Origin of the sequence: Klebsiella sp. CN_Kp091, assembly GCF_040065095.1 — a bacterium.
Lineage (GTDB): Bacteria > Pseudomonadota > Gammaproteobacteria > Enterobacterales > Enterobacteriaceae > Klebsiella > Klebsiella aerogenes.
The window spans coordinates 81856-104049 of sequence record NZ_JBEAIO010000007.1 but is presented as its reverse complement, the minus strand read 5'-3'; the positions used below and the strand labels follow the sequence as shown (position 1 = coordinate 104049).

Here is a 22194-nt window from a genome sequence, read left to right as displayed (position 1 = left end):
CGTTGATTAAAAGTGCCTCTCCGAAAACTTCTTATTTTATATTAAAGTTCAGGGGCATATTCTCTTATGTAATCAATGAATTTTATGGACATTTCATTAATTTCCTTGAAACCCTGTGTATTCTTAAACTGTGCCGAATACCTTTCAATAATAGTGAGCCGGTCCTTAATTATAAGCAGCATTCCTTTTGGCACTTGAAAGTCAGCCTCTGCATACTTAAGCCCTGTTTCAAGATTTCCTCGCCCCGCAATATAACTTTGCAACCGTTGCTTAAAAACACTAACAGTATTAGTTAGCTCCTGCCGAAGAATTTCAAATAACTCATTTTTATCTCCACCAGATGCAAATTCAACATGTAATTTGAACAATGTGTAATCATACCTGTAGGGATTGCGCTCTCTATCTATATTTATGTGGGCAAGATAGCCAGAAGCATACATAGCTTCGGTAAGCTCATCGTCAAGTCCAGGCACGTCTTTATTTTGATATAATGCCCAACTAATATCATTTAGAGTAGTGATAACTACTTCACCGTGGGGAGAACCTACCATTTTAATACCATGGCTTTTGAAAATATCCATTGCCCTGTTAATAAAATTAACAGTATTAGCAGTGTGGGCCGTGTGAGGAGTTAATTCCAGCGCATGCCGGACTTCTGCTTCTGAAGCAAGATTGACTGCCCCCTCGACTACACGCAATAAGTCGTCATTTTTTTCAATATCTGCTGGCGAACAAAAGTTAATATCATCGACAAGATTTATGCCACCTTCTTTATAGCACTGTGCTACTAAGCGAGAGCAAAACTGTTTTCTACTATTTTCAGAGAATTGCTTTAAAAACTGTGGTCCTTTGACAGATAGCGCTTCGGATACGGAGTACTGGCTTCCGACAAGATAACGAGCATGTCCGCATATCTTTTCTATTACTTCAGGTTCAGGTGTTTCTTTAAGCCTCAACACCAAAAAATCATTTATTTCGCGCACTGTTGAACGATTAGGAATTCGGCTAAACACCCCCCCTGCTCGTGTTGCCTCAATGATAGTGCCACCAACGCATATCATTGCGTGAGAATATCGACTACCGGTCTGTTCACAAATCTTTTCTGAATACCATTCATATCCCCTCTCAAGAATGATATCGCCCGACTGCAGATAATCTACATTTAGAATAAAATGTGGCCCTGTATAGTCATTTGAATTATTTACTTTATCCATCATGATGATTCATTCCTTTAATTTAATAAAAACATTAAACATTCCCTACCAAGAGGTAATATTACTATACAATAGTATCTATAAAACATAAACATCAACATTTCTTTTTCAATTCAAGATACGGATGGTTCCAGCCTATCTCACAGTTACTAACCATCCCATCATGCTCAATAGAACAACACACTCCGGGATTAACCAGGATGGCCTCATAAACTACCCTACTCTAAATCCCCTGAATTATATGCGAAAGAACACACTGTAGAGCGTCTGCGGCAGACACAATGGATGGCCTATTTAATAAGAAGTAAAAGCATCGTTAATTAACGAAGGAACCCTAGATGAAAAGAACAATGCTTCTAGTATTAATAACCGCTGGTTTACTGGCTGGTTGTGGCGAGAAAACACCAAAATGCAATAGCGATGATTCTAAAAATCTGGTTGTGAACATTGCCAGAAAGACAATCGAGAAGGGCATGACACTGGATAAGGATGTGCGAATTACAGTAGAAAATGTCAGAACAATAAGTCATGAATCAGGGCTTGATATTTATCAGTTTGCGGCTGATTTAACGTTCACAAAAACTGATCTGCAAAACTCTTTACCAATCACATACCGGATTCAAAAACTGATGAAGGTAAATGTCAGTTCTATATAAACGTATCTGGCCTATAATCATCTTAGCCGACATCAGGGTTCCTTTTGGGTAAAGTAATTAATATTTTATTCCAAAAGGACACCTCATGAAAAGGATCATCACATTCATCATTGTGGCTGCTGCCGTATTTAGTGGTTCGTTACACACAATACAACTAATCCAGAAAAAGACCTTCCTGCTTATGCTCCTTTCATTATTAAATCCAGCCTGCCGGGAACATGCAAAGTCAGTACAATGGCGACTACAGCAGATACCAGACAGAATATACCCATTGTAGTATGTAAGGCGCTTGCTCGTTCTCATTGAATGCAGTGCTTAACAAAATGGCGAAAGCGTTTTTTATTTGCTTGATGCCCAGAATTCGTTCACTTGCAAGATGCGGCGATTTTGCATCCAAACTGATTTAAGTTAAGTCGCTTTTTGGATATTGTGCCTTCAATATCAATATAATTCATGAGGGATTATGACCAGAGCACTGGTGAGGCTTGGAGACAAGACCACGAGCGGTGGGGAGGTAATTTCAGCTTCCTCGACGATTATTGAAGACCGGAATATTGCTCTGAATAGCGATATGGCATGGTGTCTAAAGGAAACGTGTAATGGGCCATTTCAGATAAATGGTACTGCATACCACTTCACGGAAGACAAACCCTGTGTTGCCACTGGCGATCAGGTGCTTTGTAACTGCAAAAATAATCAGGTGCTGGGCAGCACGACACTTTGGGTGGAAGATAGTCCCGGCGATCCTTTTGAGGAGCACCGCGAGCGGGCAGCGGAATGGCCCATTACCAGAATAGCTGCCACCGCCGCTGTAGCCGCTATCCCTGTGTTCGCAAAGTCTGCCCTGCGTGGTACTGGTAATACCGATGCAGGGGTGTCAGAAGAGCCACAAAGCAACATCGGCGAAATGAGCTTCTATCAGTCACAACCCGCTCAGCCAGCCCCGGAACCTGAACAGCACGCTCAGGCTGCGAAGAAGAAAACTTCACCGCCACCAGAACCGCCAAAGGAAAAATCCCTATTTGATAAAGTGTCTGGCTTCTTCTTTGGTGAAGCGGAAGCTATGCCACTTCCCCCACCGCCAGTAGTTATGGGCGGTACCACGGAGGCCGGAATGGCAGCAGCAACACTCGCGTCCGATATAACTGGATCACCGACGACGATAGCGGGAAGCTGAAAGCAGTTGGTTATCACACCAGTTCCGATAGTGGTCGTGATCAGGTACGAGTCAGGTTGCTGGAGAAGCAGAGCGATGGCAGCTATGAATTCTGGGGAGATGAACGAAGCGATAAGCCGTTAATCACATGGACGCCAGCAAACACACCGGGGTCGCAAACTAGCTGGAATACAGGCAATAACAACCCACAGGCAGGAACCGTCACGATACCTGGACTTGAGCAGCCGGATATTCAGAGCGTAACCATCACCACCACACCGCTGCCAGAGGAAAAGGACTTCCGGGATTACATTCTTGTGTTTCCGGGCAACATCCATCCGCCGATCTACATCTACCTCAGCAAGCCCCCGGTAGAATTCCTTGAGGTCAAGCTATACAGTGATTTTGATGGCAGATCGCGGCAAGGTGAGCTAGAGGTTGACCATATTCCCTCCGCTGCCGCAGTGAAAGCGCACTATAAGCGGTTGCACCCTGAACTCAGCCCTAAGGAGCTGAAAAAGCTCTCTAAAAGAGTAGCTGCTATAGGTATTCCTAAAGGGATACATCGAAATGATAGCGAAACTTATGGGGGCCGAAACACTCCTGAAAAGATAATTGCTCACAGCTATGATCTCCGTACCGCAGCAGATCAAAACTTTGACGCTGAAAAACCAGCACTCAAAGAGTACGGGGCTTCAGATGAACAATTAGAGGAAGCAAGGGCAGAGCTACATCAGATTAATGAAAGCGTGGGGTTATATAAAAAATGACAGTAAACGTAGAAGCATTACTGAAAAGCATCGGTAAAACCTATCAAGATATTTTCGACAATGGCTTGATCCCATACAAAACTAAGCCAACTGGTGATTCTGGGGACCCCGTTCTTGAACTAGATATGGTCAAGGAAGGTGTTTATCTGGCATTCCATCGTTCATCCCGAAAACTATTCTGTGTGACGCTCACGCTTTTGGACGAGGATAAACCGTCAATACGATTCCCAAATGAATTGCCTTCACCGCTACAGAAAGAAATGAGTCTTAGCTGGATGCATGAGCAATTTGACGCCCCAGATAAGTCCATTCCGCCCAAAATAATTGGCGGTCTTCAGTTTGGAATGAAAGAACGCTATACACTTGAGGGTTTCCACATCCCTCTATCTATGCAGGCCGCCTACACCACAAGCAACCAAGTAGAATCGCTTACGTTTATGCCACTCGCTGATTCTACTTGGTAATTCCCGCATATCATCATAACGGCCCCATTCGGGGCCGCTTTTCACTCTCGCTACGTATTCAAAGTATCTAAATAATCCGCCCACGCCTGCAACCACTTACGGCACTCCGCATCATATTTATACAAATTATAAATTCCTTCAACGCCGCCACGTGTATGCACCAATACGGCCTCTGCTATCTCATTTGGACACTGCAAACGAGATAATCCCGTTCGTACTGTACGATGCAGATCGTGCGGCGTCCAATGAGGTATATCAAGCATTTGACCGCTTTCACGTAGACGATAAAATCCGCGCCCCGGCGCGGATTTTTCATTTTAAAGCCTCGCAGGTTTTATAACTCGCGAGGCTTTTTATTTAGTCGCGCCATCCCATTGCTGGTGCAACGTACCGCAGAATAGACTCAATCACGTGAGCGTTATAATCCACGCCCAGCTGATTCGGCACCGTCAGCAATAAAGTATCCGCTTCTGCGATCGCTTCATCCTGTTTCAGTTGTTCGACGAGCTTATCGGGTTCAGCGGCATAGCTGCGGCCGAAAATGGCGCGGGTTTTCTCATCAAGAAAACCAATACTGTCGCTGTTATCCCGGCTGGAGCCGAAATACATTCGGTCGCGATCGTCCATCAGGGCAAAAATACTTCGGCTGACCGATACCCGCGGCGTACGCGTGTGCCCCGCCTCAGTCCAGGCCTGACGATAGGCGCGGATCTGTTTCGCCTGTTGAATATGGAATGGTTCGCCCGTCTCATCATCTTTCAGCGTCGAGCTTTGCAAGTTCATGCCGAGCTTCGCCGCCCACATCGCCGTAGCATTAGAGCCCGCGCCCCACCAGATACGCTCACGTAGTCCGGCGGAGTACGGCTCAAGACGCAGCAATCCCGGCGGGTTGGGAAACATCGGTTGCGGATTAGGTTTAGCGAAACCTTCGCCGCGCAGCACGTCCAGCAGAACCTCAGTATGGCGCCGCGCCATGTCAGCGTCGGACTCGCCATCCTGCGGTTGAAAACCGAAATGACGCCAGCCATCAATCACCTGTTCCGGCGAACCCCGGCTGATGCCAAGCTGTAAACGCCCACCGGCGATCAAATCTGCAGCGCCGGCATCCTCCGCCATATATAGCGGATTTTCATAGCGCATATCGATAACGCCGGTGCCGATCTCAATCTTCTTAGTTTTCGCGCCGATAGCGGCCAGTAGCGGGAACGGTGAACTGAGCTGGCGGGCGAAATGGTGAACCCGAAAATAGGCGCCGTCCGCGCCTAGCTCTTCGGCGGCAACGGCCAGATCGATGGATTGTAAGAGCGTGTCGGCAGCGGAACGGGTCGCCGACTGCGACGATGGCGTCCAGTGGCCAAATGACAAAAATCCAATCTTTTTCATGAGGATAGCCCCTGATTTCGGCAAAACATTCAGCAGACGCGGAGATAACGTTCCGCGTCTGCTTGTGGTTCCCCTACTCTACCCCTTAGCCAAAATGTATAAATGGCGTTTATTTAACAGAATAGTTCAAATAAATTGACCAAATATAACGAGAGTTATTTCTGCATCAGCGCAAAAACGCCCCAACCGAAATATTCCCGGGTATAAGTGACATGGCGAAGCGGTGCGGCATTGAGCTCCGCACGGACCTCAACCGCAAATTCATCATCCGGATGCGCCTGCAGCCAACGGCGCATCGTCAGCCATTTAGCCGCTTCATAACGGTCCCACCCCTCGCGGTCAGCCAGCACCATCTCAACAATGTCATAGCCCAGTTCGCCAAAAGAGGCGACCAGCGCCGGAAGCGGCAACAAATCAGCCACCGCAGAAACACCGCAGGCACGCGCTTCTTCTTCTGTGGCGGGTACCTTACGCCACCAGGGCTCCCCGATAAGTAGCATACCGTCAGGCTTAAGGCTTCGGGCTAACTGCGCCACGGTTCCGGCGACGCCGCCGGCTATCCACGTCGCGCCGATACAGGCCGCCACATCGTATTGCCGTTCGGCAACGTAACCTGCCGCATCGCTATGGAGAAAAGTGACGCGATCGCTAACGCCAAGTGCTGCGGCGCGTTGTTTTGCCTGCGCGGTAAACAATGGGCTCATGTCAATGCCCAGACCGCCGATAGCATGGTCCCGCGCCCAGGTGCAGAGCATTTCACCAGAACCGCTGCCAAGGTCGAGGATCTGCGCCCCTGCCTGCAGGCGAAGTACGCGGCCAAGCGTGGCATATTTTTCCGCTGTGAAGGGGTTATGGATACGATGTTCACTTTCGCTGATGGTAAAGATACGTGGGATATCGATAGTTGTGGTCATGTCACTCTCCTTAGCGGTTATCCGGCTGGGCGCGAACGTTATTCAGCCCGCTGGTGTTGATGCGGTACGGCTGGCCGTTAACGGATTTAATCAGTTTTTTAGTGCGGAGTTTTTTGAAGACGGCGAGCGTACAGTCGCTGAGCAGTAGGCCTTCGCGGCTATAGCACTCCACGGCGATGACGCGGCCTGAGGTATCGCGAATGTGCGCAATACGTCCGCCTTTCGCGAGAACGTGTAAGGTACGTTGTTCCTGACGGGATAAATTCATACTGGAAAACCTGTTTAATCATCATGTGCAAAACGTGCAAACACGCAGCGGTGTCCGCATTCGATTTCAGCGCAGTGATAACCAGCCCGGCCTGAAAGGTCGGCAAACTGATTATCAGATGATTACATTCTCCAGCATCAAAGCCTCGGTAGAGTTGAAAGGTATTTACCGGCTGGATGATAACATCCAGTGACAGAAAGGATATTTATAAACGGGAAAATTGTGATCGGTATCTGAAATTGCGCCCCCGCCCCATGACGAAAGGCGCACAATGAATGGCAGCAACGCATTGCTCCTGATTACCACATCAAATCATCAGGTACTTTAAAGTCAGCGTACGGATCGTCTTCGTCCTCTGCTTCCTGGCTCAGGGCGCTGTTCAACACAATACTCTCGGCGTCGCGCTGGGCGATTTTATCCGCCACGCTGGCGGGAATAATCGCGTATTCGTATTTTCCGTTATTATCAACAGCAAGGCGGGCAATCGCCAGACGGCCGCTAATGAGCTGCGCCTGGGTGGTTTTATCCACATCAATGTTTTTGATGAGATTATTATCCGTAAAGTTAAAAGCGATCTGACCTTTCGCAATCGTGATTCGGTTCATTTCAATCAGCTGCTTAACCTGCGCTTTGTACTCTTTTGCTAAAGCCGCTTGCTTTTGCTGCTCGCTGAGCTGCTTGTCGCGCTCAAGCTGGGCTTTTTTGTTTTCTTCAACGGCCTCGCGGGCTTCACGCGCCTGAACGCGTGACTTTTTCGCCGTTCTCTGAACCTTAGCCATCTTTTTACTGGTGACCAGACCCGCTTTCAGCATCTGTTCTTGTAAGGTAAGTTTTGTCATCGTCGTTTCTACAATCGTTTGAATTCTGCTTCGGATACGGTAAATCAGGATTAGACTTTAAGGAGCTTCACCGTGGCGTCGATGTCGATTTCATCTTCAGAGAAGATGAGCGTTGTGCCCTGAAAGGTAGTGATCGCCAACTTTTTCAGCGTACGCATTTCGCCCGGCTTCACGCTCTCTTTCGGCTTGATGCTGTTCATCAGTAGTCCCACGGAGAGCACCGCATTTTCCTTGTCGATACGCGTATCGGCCGGCACTTCCTCACTGTATACCAGGTAAGACTTAATCGATGTCAGCTTCACACGCTCACCGGCAATATACAGATGTTTGCTTTCCGGGATGACTTTAACCGCGTAAGCCGAGAGACCTTTATTATTAGTCGTGGGCTCAAACGTGACCGCCGCGTCTTTCTTAATCAGATCCGGATTGGCGACCTTAATCACGTGAAAATAGCGGTTATCACCATTTTCATCTTTGATAAATCCGAAACCTTTATCTTTAAACCACGTTGTGATCGTACCGTTCATCGCCATTACCGCCTGATTAATCGTTTATCTACTCAATTTTGCAGCGCGCAGTTTAAAGCACAATGCCAGCATAGACCATGCCTTTGCTCTAAGTGTTGCCCGATATCGGCAATTGATCCTGGCTTTTGCCGAAAATTTGTATCATTAATGGGTAGGCTTCAATCAGGAGAATGCATGATGTCTAACTTTTCCTCCGTCGCGTTGCTAGGTCCTGGCGCTATTGGCACAACCATTGCCGCCGTGCTGCATGAAGCGGGCCGTAAACCGCTGCTCTGCGGACGCACCGCACATCAGCGATTGATTTTACGCCGGGATGACGGCGAAACGATCCTTCCAGGGCCCGTATTGACCGATCCGCATACGCTGGAACGCCCGGTTGAGTTGCTGTTTGTGGCGGTGAAAACCACCCAGGTAGCGGATTGCGCGGGCTGGCTTAACGCGCTGTGTGATGAAAACACGATGGTCTGCGCGCTACAGAACGGCGTTGAACAGGAAAGCCTGCTTGACCCCTATGTTAACGGCGCAAAGGTGTTGCCTTCGGTTGTCTGGTTTCCGGCACAACGAGAGGCGGATGCTTCGGTATGGTTACGTGCCAAACCGCGCCTGACGCTACCCGATACGCCGCAGGTGAAGAGGATAGTCGAGGTTCTCAACGGTACCCGCTGCGCGGTTGAGTTGACGGCAGATTTCACCTCGGTCGCGTGGCGGAAACTGCTGCAAAATGCCGTCGCTGGCCTGATGGTACTGGCGAATCGCCGCGCCGGGATGTTTTCGCGCCAGGACATCACCGGGTTGGCGCTGGCCTATCTTCACGAGTGTCTGGCGGTGGCGCGCGCCGCAGGGGCGGTACTCGCCGATAGCGTGCCGCAGGAAATTGTTGATGGGTTTCATCAGGCGCCGGCGGATTTAAGCACCTCGATACTCGCCGACCGTCAGGCCAATCGTCCGCTGGAATGGGACATCCGTAACGGAGTCATACAACGCTATGGCCGAAGGTTGGGCGTTGCCACACCCATCAGCGATGTCGTCGTGCCGCTGCTGGCGGCCGCAAGCGAGGGACCTGGCTAAGATTGCTTCAAAAAAATTACCGTATTTGTTATAGTGTTACTCACTGATTATTTACCTCTGCGGTGCCAAAAAGAACAAGATTCACCGCAATCCAGGATAAGAAAATGTTAGATTACCGCTTCCCGACAGCTTTGCAGATGGTTCTCAGCGTAGCGATGGCGGAGCAATTGGGTGAACGTTCGACGAGCGCGATTCTGGCCTACGGCCTGGAAGCCAACCCGAGCTTTATCCGTAAACTCATGGTTCCGCTCACTCGCGACGGTATCATCGTTTCCACGCTTGGCCGCAACGGCTCTATTCATCTTGGCCGCCCTGCCGACCAAATCACGCTGCGTGATATCTATCTTTCCGTTATTGAAGATAAAAAACTGTGGGCGTCTCGCCCTGACGTCCCGGCTCGCTGCGTGGTCAGCGCCAATGCTTGCTGGTACTTTAAGTCCGTAGCCGATGAAGCCGAGCAGGCGTCGCTCGCGGTGTTAGCTCGCCACACCGTGGCAAGCGCCCTGGAAGAGGTCAAAAAAGCCGATACCAGCGGCTGCGATCCGCTGCCTGAGCTGACTGCCCGCTATAAAGAAGCGCATTAACTTTTCTTGTTGCGAAAAAAAACCGCCTTAAACGAAAAGGCGGTTTTTTGTTATTAGCAGCGACCTACGCGGGCAAGACGTCCCTTGCCTGTTTGCCACGCGTCACCAGTTTTCGCAGCGTCACGTAAAACACCGGCGTCAGGAACAAACCAAACAGCGTCACGCCGAGCATACCGGAGAATACCGTGATCCCGGTGACGCCGCGCACTTCCGCCCCCGCGCCGTGGCCAAGAATCAGCGGGATCGTCCCGGCAATAAAGGCAATCGAGGTCATGATAATCGGGCGTAAACGCAGGCGACAGGCTTCCAGCGCCGCTTCCATGATCCCTTTACCCTGAATTTCCAGTTCGCGGGCAAACTCGACAATCAGAATCGCGTTTTTACACGCCAGCCCCATCAGCACCACCAGCCCCACCTGCACAAATACGTTATTGTCGCCGCCGGTCAGCCAGACGCCGAACAGCGCGGAGAGCATGGTCATCGGGACGATAAGGATAACCGCCAGCGGTAGCGTCCAGCTTTCATACAGCGCCGCCAGCACCAGGAACGCCAGCAGGACCGCGACCGGGAAGACGATCAGCGCCGTATTGCCCTGCGTGGCCTGCTGGAAGCTGAGATCCGTCCACTCAATATTCATCCCGTTCGGCAGTATCTGCTTAGACATGCCCGCCAGCTGCGTCATCGCCTGCGTGGACGAGAGCACGCGGGGATCGGCATCGCCAATCAAATCCGCCGCCGGATAGCCATTGTAGCGAATCACCGGATCCGGCCCGTAGGTGGTATTAATATTCACCATACTGCCAATTGGCACCATTTCGCCCTGATTATTGCGGGTGCGTAAATTAGCGATATCTTCCACGCTGTCGCGGAACGGCCCATCGGCCTGCGCCATCACGCGCCAGGTACGCCCAAACTGGTTAAAATCATTCACATACGATGACCCCAGATAGGTTTGCAGCGTACCGAAAAGGTCGGTCAACGACACGCCCTGCGCTTTCGCTTTATCACGATCGACCTGCACATCCAGCTGCGGCACGTTCGCCTGGTAGGTCGATATCGGGAAATGCATTCCCGGCGTCTGCATAATTGAACCCGACATCGCGTTCACCGCGTTTTGCAACGCGCCATAACCCAGACCGGCGCGATCCTGAATATACAACGAATAGCCGGAACCCTGACCCAGTCCTAAAATCGGCGGCGGCAGAATCGAGAAACCAAAGCCCTGCTGAATTTGCGCGATTTTGGCGTTAATCTCGGCGTTAATTTCCGCAGCGGTATGTTTTCGCTGGTCGAACGGTTTCAGACCAAAAAAGACCGTCCCGGTATTCGGCGTATTGGTGAACTGCAGGGCATTAAGCCCCGGAAAGGCCACCGCATAATCCACGCCTTCGGTATTCATACCGATTTCGCTCATTTTGCGGATCACGGCGTCGGTGCGCGCCAGTGAAGAGCCTTCCGGCATTTTCACGCCGCCAATTAAATACAGCTTGTCCTGCGTCGGAATAAATCCGCCGGGTACGACTTTAAACATCACGCCAGCCGCGCAGAGCAGCAGGACGTAGACCACAAACACCGCGCCGCGTCGCCCGAGCGTTTTGCCCACCAGCCCCTGATAGCCGTTTGAGCTACGATGGAAAAAACGGTTAAACGGACGGAAAATCCAGCCGAACAAGCGATCGATAAGCCGGGTCGGGAAATCTTTCGCCGCACCGTGCGGTTTTAACAGCAGCGCAGCCAGCGCCGGCGAGAGCGTCAGCGAGTTGATGGCGGAGATCACCGTCGATATCGCAATCGTCACCGCAAACTGCTTGTAAAACTGCCCCGTTACCCCGGAGAGGAACGCCATCGGCACGAACACCGCGCACAACACCAGCGCGATAGCGATAATCGGCCCGGAGACTTCGCGCATCGCCTGATGCGCCGCCGCTAGCGGAGCCAGCCCCTCTTCAATGTTTCGTTCGACGTTTTCCACCACCACGATGGCATCATCCACGACGATACCGATCGCCAGTACCAACCCGAACAGACTCAGGGTATTCAGCGAAAAGCCCAGCAGATAAAGAATGCTGAAGGTGCCCACCACCGATACCGGCACCGCAATCAGCGGAATAATCGACGCTCGCCACGTCTGCAGGAACAAAATCACCACCAGCACCACCAACACCACCGCTTCCAGCAGCGTTTGCACCACCGCGCGAATCGAATCACGCACAAACACCGTCGGATCGTACGGCGCCGCCCATTTCATATCTTCCGGGAAACGGGTGGAGAGTTCGTTCATTTTAGCGCGAACGGCGTTAGACAAATCGATAGCATTCGCCCCTGGCGACTGGAAAATACCAATCCCGACTGCGTCTTTATTGTTAAGCTGGGAACGTAACGCATAGCTACCCGAGCCCATTTCGATACGCGCCACGTCGCGCAGGCGCACCAGCGAACCGTCTTGCGCCGTTTTCAGAATAATATTGCCAAACTCTTCTTCCGTGTGCAGACGCCCCTGAGCGTTAATAGAGATCAAAAAATCGCTCTCTTTCGGCAGCGGCTCGGCGCCCAGCTGTCCGGCGGAAACCTGAACGTTTTGCTCCTGCATCGCCGTCACCACATCCGATGCGATTAACCCGCGCGCCGCAACCTTATTGGGATCCAGCCAGATGCGCATCGCATATTCACCCGAGCCGAAAATCTGGATCTGCCCGACGCCGGGCAGACGCGCGAGTTCATCTTTGACTTTCAACGTGGCGTAGTTACGCATATACAGTGAATCGTACTTACCGCCGGGTGAAAACAGATGCACAACCAGCGTCAGGGTTGGCGATTGCTTCTGGGTAGTGATACCTAAACGCCGCACATCTTCCGGAAGACGCGCCTCGGCCTGTGATACCCGGTTTTGCACCTGAACCTGCGCCTGATCGGGGTCGGTTCCCGGACGGAAAGTGACGGTAGTTACCAGCACGCCGTCAGAGCCTGCGACGGATTTCATGTACATCATATTTTCGACGCCGTTGATGGCTTCTTCCAATGGCGTCGCCACGGTCTCCGCAATCACTTTCGGGTTGGCGCCGGGATATTCCGCCCGCACCTGCACGCTGGGCGGTACGACGTCAGGATATTCGCTGACCGGCAACAGCGGAATGGCGATCAAGCCGGTGATAAAAATCAAAATCGACAGCACGGCGGCAAAAATCGGCCTATCGATAAAAAAGCGGGAAAAGTCCATAGATCGGATTCTCAGATAAGGGATCAGTTGAGGGCGGCGCTGGTAGTCATGGCAACGTTCTTCGCGTTAACCGGCATCCCCGGCATAAACACTTTTTGTAAGCCATCGACGATAACTTTGTCGCCTGGGTTCAGCCCCTGCTTGACGATACGTAAACCGGCAGCCAGCCGCCCCGGCGCGATATCGCGACGCTGAGCTTTACCTTCTTTATCAACGATATAGACATATTTACGGTCCTGATCGGTCAGTACCGCTTTGTCGTCGATAAGCGTGGCTTTGAATTCAGCGCTGCCCGGCAAGCGGACGCGGGCAAAGAGTCCCGGCGTGAACAGACGCTGCGAATTGTCCAGCAGCGCGCGCATGCGGATCGTACCGGTGCTCGGCGTTAACTGATTATCCAGAAAATCCACTTTGCCCTGATGAGGGTAGCCCTCTTCGCCCACAAGGCCGATCTCAACCGGTAATGCCTGGTGACTGCTGGAGGCCCCTTGCCCGCTACGGGCAAGATTTTGGTAGTGAAGATAGGTCGACTCATCCACGTCAAAGTAGACGTAAACCGTTTTCTGCGACACCAGCGTGGTAAGAACGCTGGCGGTATCGCCGGCGGTGACCAGATTACCGCTGGTGATTAACGCGCGGCTGGCGCGGCCGTCGATAGGCGCGGTCACTTTGGTGAAGTCCAGATTAAGCTGCGCGGCATCAACCGCCGCCTGCGCGGCGCGAATATCCGCTTGCGCCTGGACCGCGGCGGAGCGGCGCTGCTCCCACTCTTCCCGGGATACCAAGTTAGTATTGATTAATTTATCGGTGCGGTTTGCTTCACTGCGCGCCAGGCTGGCTTGCGTTTTCGCTCTTGCCAGGCTTGCCTGCGCCTGTTCCAGCGCGGCGCGATAGGTTCGATCGTCAATGGTGAATAACACCTCCCCCTTCTTCACCTCCTGACCGTCGGTGTAATTCACTTTATCAATGTAGCCAGAGACGCGGGGACGTAGCTGCACGCTTTCCACCGCCTCAATCCGGCCATTAAAGCTATCCCACTGACTAATGGATTTCACCACCACCTCAGCGGCGCTGACGGCAGGCGCTTGCGGCGCGGCGTTTTGCGCGACGCCTTCATCGCAGCCGGCGAGCAGCGCCGAGAGTAGCACCATACCTACCGCAGTCAGATGACGTTTTCCCCAGGTTTTTTGCAGGCTCATTATTTTTATTCCGGTAATTGTCGCCGCCGGGCAAGACGCTGCGGGAGACGCCGCGCCACTTCCTTTGTCCGGGCAGGCTTGAGGCCATTTGTGTCGTTCATCGCCACAAAACTGTAACAGTTGCGAATACACTATCGCGGCGATTGTAGGAAGGCGCTTAACTAAGTGCAAGAATAATTGTTGCACTTTCTGTGCTATTCCTCTGGCTGTAGAAAGGCCTGTTTACGGCAAGGAATTAATTGCAACAATAAAACTTGCAATTAATGCCAAAACGAGCCACCTTTAAATGCAACAATTAAAGGTGCTTTTATAATTACGTGGAGCGCAAGATGAATACTGCTGCGGTAATTCATGATCTACTCGATTGGATCGACAATAATCTCGAGAGCCGTCTGGATATCGAGACCGTTGCCAGGCGCGCGGGCTATTCGAAATGGCACCTGCAGCGGATCTTCAAGGAGCACACCGGTTACCCTCTCGCTGAATATATTCGCATGCATAAGCTGCAAAGATCGGTCGAGCGCTTAGCCAACAGCGACGAGCCCATTTTAAACGTAGCGATAGCGCTGGGTTTCGACTCCCAGCAATCTTTTAACCGCAGCTTCAAACGCCAGTATGGTCAGGCGCCCGGCGCCTGGCGACGAAGCGTCTCCGGCTCTCAAACGCCACCACTGCGCTTACCGTCGTGATAATCGTCTTCAGGGAATCGGTGAGCGAACGGTAGAAGCACCTATGTTTAGCAGCTATCAGGGATTAACGTCTACCGCTAAGATTGGCCCATACCAAATCAACAAGGACGCGTTACTATGCCAGGCAAATCACCGTTGGTGTTGTTATTGTTCCCTTTACTGCTGGCAGGTTGTCATCATCCTCAGCCCACGCCGCGCGCGGCGGCGAGCGCCACCGAAGTAGACGATCTATTCGCCAGCCTCCCTTCGTCGAAACCATCAAGTCGGGCTACCTACGCGTATCAGATAATGACCGCCGTCAAAGCCAAAATGCCTGATTCCGTGGAGTATCCCGGGCAAACCTGTCGTATTCGTTTGTCGCTGCAGCGTGATGGCACCGTAAATTCCGCTACCGTGGAAAAGGGTGATGAAGAACTATGCAACACTGTTGTAGCCGCATTTATGCAAGCAGACATTCCCGCCGCGCCGGATGATGACGCTTATCAGACGTTTAAAAATACGAGTATCGATTTTAAAGCATAAGACTAGCGCTTTATTACCAGCGCCACGGCATTCAACCGGCCGTCATCCGTAGTATATTAGAAGCAATCTCGGTTATCAGGTAATTGCAATGTCTTACTCCATCGGCGAATTTTCCCGTCTTTGCGGCATCAACGCAACCACGCTGCGGGCCTGGCAACGCCGGTACGGCCTGCTTAAACCCGAGCGCACCGATGGAGGCCACCGCCTCTATAACGATAACGATGTCCAGCTGGCGCTGAAAATTCTCGACTGGGTAAAAAAAGGTGTTCCCGTAAGCCAGGTCAAACCGCTGTTGACCCGCCCTGATAGCGGCCCAGGCAATAACTGGCTTGTCCTGCAGGACAACATGCTGCAGCGGCTGAAAGAGGGAAAAATCGAATCCCTGCGCCAGCTGATTTACGACGCCGGTCGGGAATATCCCCGCCCTGAGCTGGTTACCAACGTATTGCGCCCGTTACGCAGTAAGGTATCGGCTAATGTGCCGGCGATGCAGACCCTGCGTGAGATCCTCGACGGCATTATCATCTCCTACACCTCCTTTTGTCTTGAAGGCGATAAACGCGCGCCGGGCGATAACTATCTGATTACCGGCTGGCACCTGAGCGACCCATGTGAAATCTGGCTGGAAGCGCTCATGCGCACCGGACAAGGTCATCGCATTGATGTGCTGCCGATGCCGCCCACCGCGCTGGCCCCGGAAATATTCCCTCAACGCCGCTGGTTACTGGTGACCTCGGGCCAGCTCACCGCTGCACGCCAGAGGCAGATAGACCTCTGGCGCCAGCACGTTGCCTCTCTGGACGTTATCTCGCTGTAAAAAAAGCTTTGCACCTGTGCGCCATGTTCTCCGCTAAAAAAGCACACCAAAAACTTGGACAAAAAATCATGATTGTGTAAGTTTAATATATCGGGTCGAACGCTTTTGCGGGACGGCTCATCCAGTGAGAACAAAGCGAGGAGTACGCCATGAATAAGCAACCTGTCATTGGCATCAGCGGCTGTTTAACCGGCTCGTCCGTGCGCTTTGATGGCGGACATAAACGATCGCCATTTGCGATGGATGAACTGGCGCCGTGGGTAACCTTCAAACCCATTTGTCCGGAAATGGCCATCGGTCTCAGCTCTCCTCGTCCGGCTCTGCGCCTGGTGCGGACCGACGAAGGTGAGATTCAGATGCGTTTTAGCAGCGAGCCGCACGACGATGTCACGGGCAAAATGGCGGACTTTACCGCCGGTTACCTGCCTGGGCTTGGCGAATTAGCAGGCTTTATCGTCTGCGCCAAATCACCGAGCTGCGGCATGGAACGCGTGCGCCTGTATGATGAAAAAGGCAACCGCGGGCGCAAAGAAGGTACCGGCCTGTTTACCCGCGCGTTGATGGAAGCCTATCCGTGGTTGCCGGTAGAAGAGGATGGACGACTGCACGACCCGCAGTTAAGAGAGAATTTCGTCGAGCGTCTTTTCGCCCTACATGAACTGAATACGCTGCGGGCCAATGGCCTGACCCGTCGGGCGTTAATGGATTTTCATAGCCGCTATAAACTGCAGTTGCTGGCGCATCATCAGGCCGGCTATCGCGAAATTGGCCCTTTCGTCGCCTCGATGCATCAATGGCAGGACCTGGATGCCTTTTTCGTCGCCTACCGCGATAAACTGATGGCGATCCTGAAAAATACCGCCTCCAGGAAAAACCACACCAATGTGCTGATGCATATTCAGGGCTATTTCCGCGAACGGTTGAATAGCCGTCAGCGCGGCGAGCTGCGTGACGTGATACTGCATTATCGCGCGGGGCTGCTCCCTATTCTGGCGCCCCTGACGCTGCTTAAGCACTACCTGGCCGAATATCCCGACCGCTATCTGCAGACGCAGAACTATTTTGATCCCTACCCGCAGGATTTAGCCCTGCGTCTGGGCGTCAATTAGCAGCCAGGCTGTGTGCATTACGACGAAGCGTAGCTACTTCTTCTTGTTCATCATGGCTTTTAAATCGGCAAAAGGATTGTAGGTGGCTTCACCGACATCCTTTTGCGCATCTTCACCGGCCACCACTCTTGTACCGTACTGGTCGGCCTCAGTGTACTTGGAATGCTCGTGATCGTGACAATACAGACACAATAGTTCCCAGTTGCTGCCATCTTCCGGGTTATTGGTATGATCGTGATCGATGTGATGTACCGTCAGTTCACGCAGGTTGGAGTAGACAAACTCGCGCGAGCAGCGTCCGCAGACCCATGGATAAATTTTAAGCGCCTTCTCGCGATAGCCACTTTCCAGGCGGGCATAGTTTTTAGGGATCAAAGCCATGGCAGATGTTACCTGTGATAAAGAGATAATTTACGATAATAGCGCCAATATAGCGTAAAACGGAGCAGGAAAGGAAATCGATGCGCAGACGTGAGCAGTAGCTAAATCCCGGCGTGGCGCCGGGAAGAGGATTATTAATGGCTGGTCACTGCCGCCGCCGCGACCGGATGATCCGCTGAAGCGACAACCGTGGTACGCGCAACTGGGTGGCGACCGTTATCGCTGGTTGCCGCCGCCACCGCCACCGGATGGTCAGCCGAAGCGACAGCCGCGGTGCGCGCCACCGGATGGTTACCGTTATCGCCGGTTGCCGCCGCTACCGCCACCGGATGATCGGCTGAGGCTACGGCTGCGGTCCTTGCGACCGGATGGTAACCCGCGAAGGCAGAAATACTCGCTGATGCTAATACCAGGGTCAAAATAATCTTTTTCATAATATCACCTCTAATAATAACCTGGATAACCAGGCAAAATATGGCAATCAATAAAGCCAATGGATGATTTACCGTAGCAAGCGGCAGTGGGCATGAATAGCTCACTGTTATTTAATTATGGATAACCCGGTACAAAGCAAATAAAAACGGGAGCCCTTAGGCTCCCGTTTCGCATTAATCCAGAAAACCGGATTACATGTTTTTAATGATCGCGTCGCCAAACTCAGAGCATTTCAGCAGCTTAGCGCCTTCCATCAGACGTTCGAAGTCATAGGTCACGGTCTTAGCGGCGATTGCGCCTTCCATGCCTTTAACAATCAGGTCTGCGGCTTCGAACCACTGCATGTGACGCAGCATCATTTCTGCAGACAGGATGATGGAACCTGGGTTCACTTTGTCCTGGCCGGCATACTTCGGCGCGGTACCGTGGGTGGCTTCGAACAGCGCGCACTCGTCGCCAATGTTGGCGCCCGGCGCGATACCGATACCGCCAACCTGCGCCGCAAGGGCGTCAGAGATATAGTCGCCGTTCAGGTTCATACAGGCGATAACATCGTATTCAGCCGGACGCAGCAGGATTTGCTGCAGGAACGCATCGGCGATCACGTCTTTAACCACGATCTCTTTGCCGGTGTTCGGGTTCTTGATTTTCACCCACGGGCCGCCGTCGATCAGCTCACCGCCGAACTCTTCGCGAGCCAGCTGGTAACCCCAGTCTTTGAACGCGCCTTCGGTGAACTTCATGATGTTGCCTTTGTGCACCAGGGTCACGGAATCACGATCGTTGGTGATCGCGTATTCGATAGCGGCGCGTACCAGGCGTTTGGTCCCTTCTTCAGAGCACGGCTTGATGCCGATACCGCAATGTTCCGGGAAGCGAATTTTCTTCACGCCCATCTCATCGCGCAGGAATTTGATAACTTTGTCAGCTTCGGCAGAATCTGCTTTCCACTCGATACCCGCATAAATATCTTCGGAGTTTTCGCGGAAGATAACCATATCGGTCAGTTCCGGGTGTTTAACCGGGCTCGGGGTACCCTGATAGTAACGTACCGGGCGCAGGCAAACGTAGAGATCCAGCTCCTGACGCAGCGCCACGTTCAGAGAACGGATACCGCCGCCAACTGGCGTCGTCAGAGGACCTTTAATAGCAACACGGTAATCACGAATCAGATCGAGGGTTTCAGCAGGCAGCCAGACATCCTGGCCGTAAACGTGGGTAGATTTTTCACCGGTGTAAACTTCCATCCAGGAAATTTTACGCTCGCCTTTATAGGCTTTCTCAACGGCGGCATCAACCACTTTCAGCATCGCTGGGGTAACGTCAACACCGATACCATCGCCTTCAATGAACGGGATAATCGGGTTATGAGGGACGTTCAGTTTGCCGTTTTGCAGGGTGATTTTCTGACCTTCCGCCGGAACTACTACTTTGCTTTCCATTAACCTCTCCTTCGAGCGCTTCTGGTTCTGCTCTTCCCTCTTCACGCGAGCCTGGTGTTGGCTTAGTCGGCCTACTCCTGAGTACCGGGTCGCCCCGCTAACCGGAGATTCGCGTCCGTGTTGCCTTCCTGCCTGTATTGCGAATCGGTTTGAGCAATTTTTTGTTAATAATTTGTAATGAGCATGTCAATACTACCTGAATGTTTGCGTCCATGAAAGGCATTCGTAATTAGGCTATAATGCGGCAATTGAGAGAGCCTGAAAATACCATGCAGAAAACTTCATTTAGAAAACATCGCGTTGAGCGATTCAGCACACAACAAGTGACCAGACAACGTAAAGAACGCCAGCTTAAAACTGTGATCTTGTTCAATAAACCCTACGATGTGTTGCCGCAATTTACCGACGAGTCCGGGCGCAGCACGCTGAAGGATTTTATTCCGGTCGCCGGCGTTTACGCCGCCGGTCGTCTTGACCGCGACAGCGAAGGTTTGCTGGTGCTGACCAACGATGGCGCGCTACAGGCAAAACTGACCCAGCCCGGTAAGCGCACCGGCAAGATTTATTACGTTCAGGTGGAAGGCGAACCTACAGAAGAAGCGATCCGCGCGCTGCGCGACGGAGTGACGCTAAACGATGGACCCACCCTACCTGCCGGCGTGGAGCTGGTGGATGAACCCGCCTGGCTTTGGCCGCGCAATCCGCCGATTCGCGAGCGTAAATCGATTCCCACTCGCTGGCTAAAAATTACCCTCTATGAGGGGCGCAACCGTCAGGTTCGTCGGATGACCGCCCATGTCGGTTTCCCGACGCTAAGGCTGATTCGCTACGCCATGGGCGGCTATACGCTTGATGGCTTAGCCAACGGCGAATGGCGCCAAACCGAATAACCGCATTCATAAGGAAGCTCGATGTTTAAACCGCACGTCACCGTCGCCTGCGTGGTTCACGCCAAAGGCAAATTCCTGATTGTTGAAGAGACGATTAACGGCAAAGCGCTATGGAACCAGCCAGCCGGTCATCTCGAAGCCAATGAGACTCTGGCGCAGGCCGCCGAGCGTGAACTGTGGGAAGAGACCGGTATTCGCGCCGCGCCGCAGCACTTCATCCGCATGCACCAGTGGCAAGCCCCGGATAATACGCCGTTCCTGCGCTTTCTGTTTGCCATTGAGCTTAACGATACGTGCGCTACTGAACCGCATGATAGCGACATCGACCGCTGTCTGTGGCTCAGTGCTGAGGAAATTCTTAACGCAAAAAACCTGCGCTCGCCGCTGGTGGCGGAAAGCATCCGCAGCTATCAGCAGGATCCGCGGCATCCGCTGTCGCTGATTGCGGAATTTAACTGGCCGTTCACAGGGGGTGCCTGAACGGTTAGCGCGTGCTAGAATACGCCGCCTTGAAGTTCAATGTGGTGAGTATTCCAATGTCAGAAAGTCCAAAAAAAGTGATCGTCGGCATGTCCGGCGGCGTCGATTCCTCTGTTTCCGCCTACCTTCTGCAACAGCAAGGGTATAAGGTGGAAGGCCTGTTCATGAAGAACTGGGAGGAAGACGACGGTGAGGAATACTGCACCGCCGCTGCCGACCTCGCCGACGCGCAAGCCGTCTGCGATAAGCTCGGTATTGAACTGCATACCGTCAACTTTGCCGCAGAATACTGGGATAACGTCTTCGAGCTGTTCCTCGAAGAGTATAAAGCCGGCCGTACGCCGAACCCGGATATCCTGTGCAACAAAGAGATCAAATTCAAAGCCTTCCTTGAGTTCGCCGCAGAAGATCTCGGCGCTGACTACATCGCCACCGGTCACTACGTGCGCCGCGCCGATGTCAACGGCAAAAGCCAACTGCTGCGCGGGCTCGACGGCAATAAAGACCAGAGCTATTTCCTCTACACTCTCAGCCACGAACAAATCGCGCAAAGCTTGTTCCCGGTCGGTGAGCTGGAAAAGCCGCAGGTGCGCAAAATCGCCGAAGAACTGGATCTGATCACTGCGAAGAAAAAAGACTCTACCGGCATCTGCTTTATCGGCGAGCGTAAATTCCGCGACTTCCTGGGCCGCTATCTGCCTGCGCAGCCGGGCAAAATCATCACCGTCGATGGCGATGAGATAGGCGAACACCAGGGGCTGATGTATCACACCCTCGGACAGCGTAAAGGGCTCGGCATCGGCGGCACCAAAGAAGGTAGCGAAGATCCATGGTACGTGGTCGATAAAGACGTGGAAAACAACGTGCTGATTGTCGCCCAGGGTCACGATCACCCGCGTCTGATGTCCGTCGGCCTGATTGCCCAGCAGTTACACTGGGTCGATCGTCAGCCGCTGCAGGGCACCCTTCGCTGTACGGTAAAAACCCGCTACCGCCAGACCGACATCCCCTGCACCGTGAAGGCGCTGGATGACGACCGCATCGAAGTTATCTTTGATGAACCCGTCGCCGCCGTGACGCCGGGACAGTCGGCTGTATTCTATAGCGGCGAAGTGTGCCTCGGCGGCGGAATTATCGAACAGCGCCTGCCGCTGGTATCCTGATCGACCA

At 52.4% G+C, this 22194-nt stretch carries 24 protein-coding genes and 2 pseudogenes; 14 read left to right on the top strand and 12 right to left on the bottom strand.

Annotation, left to right across the window (positions count from 1 at the left end):
• Positions 1-41: 41 nt before the first annotated feature.
• Positions 42-1217, bottom strand: coding sequence for a YiiX/YebB-like N1pC/P60 family cysteine hydrolase (locus ABLV17_RS08355; RefSeq protein WP_308958450.1), 1176 nt, complete (start codon positions 1215-1217; stop codon positions 42-44).
• Positions 1218-1552: 335 nt separating this feature from the next.
• Here ABLV17_RS08355 and ABLV17_RS08350 point away from each other — a divergent pair, with 335 nt between their 5' ends.
• The 4 genes from ABLV17_RS08350 to ABLV17_RS08335 all read left to right on the top strand — a co-directional run bounded on the left by ABLV17_RS08350 (position 1553) and on the right by ABLV17_RS08335 (position 4260).
• Positions 1553-1870, top strand: a complete 318-nt coding sequence (locus tag ABLV17_RS08350) for a hypothetical protein (protein ID WP_308958451.1) — start codon at positions 1553-1555, stop codon at positions 1868-1870.
• 463 nt (positions 1871-2333) lie between these two features.
• Positions 2334-3047: a PAAR domain-containing protein gene (locus ABLV17_RS08345; protein ID WP_308958452.1), complete on the top strand. Its 714-nt coding sequence runs from the start codon at positions 2334-2336 to the stop codon at positions 3045-3047.
• A complete protein-coding gene (locus ABLV17_RS08340) occupies positions 3020-3796 on the top strand; it encodes an S-type pyocin domain-containing protein (RefSeq protein WP_348854215.1) in 777 nt (258 codons plus the stop codon). Before ABLV17_RS08345 ends, ABLV17_RS08340 begins: the two co-directional genes overlap by 28 nt.
• On the top strand, positions 3793-4260 hold the full coding sequence (locus ABLV17_RS08335; protein WP_308958453.1) for a DUF6392 family protein: 468 nt from the start codon (positions 3793-3795) through the stop codon (positions 4258-4260). The genes ABLV17_RS08340 and ABLV17_RS08335 overlap by 4 nt, the downstream gene beginning before the upstream one ends.
• 50 nt (positions 4261-4310) lie before the next feature.
• On the opposite strand, the pseudogene ABLV17_RS08330 reads toward ABLV17_RS08335, so the two are convergent.
• The 4 genes and pseudogenes from ABLV17_RS08330 to ABLV17_RS08315 form a co-directional block, all read right to left on the bottom strand.
• Positions 4311-4547, bottom strand: a pseudogene (locus ABLV17_RS08330) (integrase); the annotation flags it as partial.
• Between the two features lie 70 nt (positions 4548-4617).
• Entirely contained in the window at positions 4618-5643 is a 1026-nt protein-coding gene (locus ABLV17_RS08325) for an LLM class flavin-dependent oxidoreductase (protein WP_308958454.1), read from the bottom strand.
• A 155-nt stretch (positions 5644-5798) separates the two neighbouring features.
• Positions 5799-6545, bottom strand: a pseudogene (locus ABLV17_RS08320) (class I SAM-dependent methyltransferase); the annotation flags it as partial.
• A gap of 22 nt (positions 6546-6567) precedes the next feature.
• The gene (locus tag ABLV17_RS08315) at positions 6568-6825 is read right to left on the bottom strand and encodes a YjhX family toxin (RefSeq protein ID WP_015705074.1); all 258 of its coding nucleotides are present in this window, start codon (positions 6823-6825) and stop codon (positions 6568-6570) included.
• A 34-nt stretch (positions 6826-6859) separates the two neighbouring features.
• Between ABLV17_RS08315 and ABLV17_RS08310 the strand changes: the two genes are divergently transcribed.
• Positions 6860-7018 carry a hypothetical protein gene (locus tag ABLV17_RS08310; RefSeq protein ID WP_015367122.1) on the top strand — a complete coding sequence of 53 codons (159 nt, stop codon included), beginning with the start codon at positions 6860-6862 and terminating at the stop codon, positions 7016-7018.
• Between the two features lie 106 nt (positions 7019-7124).
• Here the strand turns inward: ABLV17_RS08310 and ABLV17_RS08305 are convergent, their stop codons facing one another.
• Entirely contained in the window at positions 7125-7664 is a 540-nt protein-coding gene (locus ABLV17_RS08305; RefSeq protein ID WP_045375126.1) for a DUF2058 domain-containing protein, read from the bottom strand.
• Between the two features lie 50 nt (positions 7665-7714).
• Positions 7715-8197 carry a cold shock domain-containing protein gene (locus ABLV17_RS08300; protein WP_113374177.1) on the bottom strand — a complete coding sequence of 161 codons (483 nt, stop codon included), beginning with the start codon at positions 8195-8197 and terminating at the stop codon, positions 7715-7717.
• A gap of 171 nt (positions 8198-8368) precedes the next feature.
• Here ABLV17_RS08300 and ABLV17_RS08295 point away from each other — a divergent pair, with 171 nt between their 5' ends.
• Both ABLV17_RS08295 and ABLV17_RS08290 read left to right on the top strand, forming a co-directional pair.
• The gene (locus ABLV17_RS08295) at positions 8369-9259 is read left to right on the top strand and encodes an oxidoreductase (RefSeq protein WP_308958462.1); all 891 of its coding nucleotides are present in this window, start codon (positions 8369-8371) and stop codon (positions 9257-9259) included.
• Between the two features lie 104 nt (positions 9260-9363).
• Entirely contained in the window at positions 9364-9843 is a 480-nt protein-coding gene (locus tag ABLV17_RS08290; protein ID WP_015705070.1) for an Rrf2 family transcriptional regulator, read from the top strand.
• 64 nt (positions 9844-9907) lie between these two features.
• On the opposite strand, the gene oqxB is transcribed toward ABLV17_RS08290, so the two are convergent.
• Together oqxB and ABLV17_RS08280 are read right to left on the bottom strand one after the other, a co-directional pair.
• The gene (oqxB, locus tag ABLV17_RS08285; RefSeq protein WP_308958455.1) at positions 9908-13060 is read right to left on the bottom strand and encodes a multidrug efflux RND transporter permease subunit OqxB; all 3153 of its coding nucleotides are present in this window, start codon (positions 13058-13060) and stop codon (positions 9908-9910) included.
• A 23-nt stretch (positions 13061-13083) separates the two neighbouring features.
• On the bottom strand, positions 13084-14259 hold the full coding sequence (locus ABLV17_RS08280) for an efflux RND transporter periplasmic adaptor subunit (RefSeq protein ID WP_308958456.1): 1176 nt from the start codon (positions 14257-14259) through the stop codon (positions 13084-13086).
• Positions 14260-14588: 329 nt separating this feature from the next.
• Between ABLV17_RS08280 and ABLV17_RS08275 the strand changes: the two genes are divergently transcribed.
• The 4 genes from ABLV17_RS08275 (at position 14589) to ABLV17_RS08260 (ending at position 17396) form a co-directional block, all read left to right on the top strand.
• Entirely contained in the window at positions 14589-14948 is a 360-nt protein-coding gene (locus tag ABLV17_RS08275; protein WP_045393772.1) for a helix-turn-helix domain-containing protein, read from the top strand.
• 117 nt (positions 14949-15065) lie between these two features.
• Positions 15066-15470, top strand: coding sequence for a cell envelope integrity protein TolA (gene tolA / locus ABLV17_RS08270; protein WP_087857969.1), 405 nt, complete (start codon positions 15066-15068; stop codon positions 15468-15470).
• 88 nt (positions 15471-15558) lie between these two features.
• Positions 15559-16287 carry a MerR family transcriptional regulator gene (locus ABLV17_RS08265; protein ID WP_213793790.1) on the top strand — a complete coding sequence of 243 codons (729 nt, stop codon included), beginning with the start codon at positions 15559-15561 and terminating at the stop codon, positions 16285-16287.
• Between the two features lie 149 nt (positions 16288-16436).
• Positions 16437-17396: a DUF523 and DUF1722 domain-containing protein gene (locus ABLV17_RS08260; RefSeq protein WP_087857971.1), complete on the top strand. Its 960-nt coding sequence runs from the start codon at positions 16437-16439 to the stop codon at positions 17394-17396.
• 33 nt (positions 17397-17429) lie between these two features.
• Here ABLV17_RS08260 and yajD read toward each other — a convergent pair whose 3' ends face one another.
• The 3 genes from yajD to icd all read right to left on the bottom strand — a co-directional run bounded on the left by yajD (position 17430) and on the right by icd (position 19654).
• Positions 17430-17777 (bottom strand): HNH nuclease YajD, encoded by a 348-nt coding sequence (yajD, locus tag ABLV17_RS08255; RefSeq protein ID WP_015367133.1) that lies wholly within the window; start codon positions 17775-17777, stop codon positions 17430-17432.
• Positions 17778-17911: 134 nt separating this feature from the next.
• Positions 17912-18211, bottom strand: coding sequence for a hypothetical protein (locus tag ABLV17_RS08250; RefSeq protein WP_113374181.1), 300 nt, complete (start codon positions 18209-18211; stop codon positions 17912-17914).
• 192 nt (positions 18212-18403) lie between these two features.
• Complete coding sequence (gene icd / locus ABLV17_RS08245) at positions 18404-19654, bottom strand: NADP-dependent isocitrate dehydrogenase (protein WP_015705065.1); 1251 nt, start codon at positions 19652-19654, stop codon at positions 18404-18406.
• A 239-nt stretch (positions 19655-19893) separates the two neighbouring features.
• Here icd and rluE point away from each other — a divergent pair, with 239 nt between their 5' ends.
• Genes rluE through mnmA form a run of 3 tightly spaced genes read left to right on the top strand, consistent with a single transcriptional unit; the run spans position 19894 to position 22187 of the window.
• Positions 19894-20544, top strand: a complete 651-nt coding sequence (gene rluE / locus ABLV17_RS08240) for a 23S rRNA pseudouridine(2457) synthase RluE (RefSeq protein WP_045393759.1) — start codon at positions 19894-19896, stop codon at positions 20542-20544.
• A gap of 21 nt (positions 20545-20565) precedes the next feature.
• Entirely contained in the window at positions 20566-21024 is a 459-nt protein-coding gene (locus ABLV17_RS08235; protein ID WP_015367142.1) for an NUDIX hydrolase, read from the top strand.
• Positions 21025-21080: 56 nt separating this feature from the next.
• Positions 21081-22187 (top strand): tRNA 2-thiouridine(34) synthase MnmA, encoded by a 1107-nt coding sequence (gene mnmA, locus ABLV17_RS08230; protein ID WP_045393753.1) that lies wholly within the window; start codon positions 21081-21083, stop codon positions 22185-22187.
• Positions 22188-22194 lie beyond the last annotated feature (7 nt).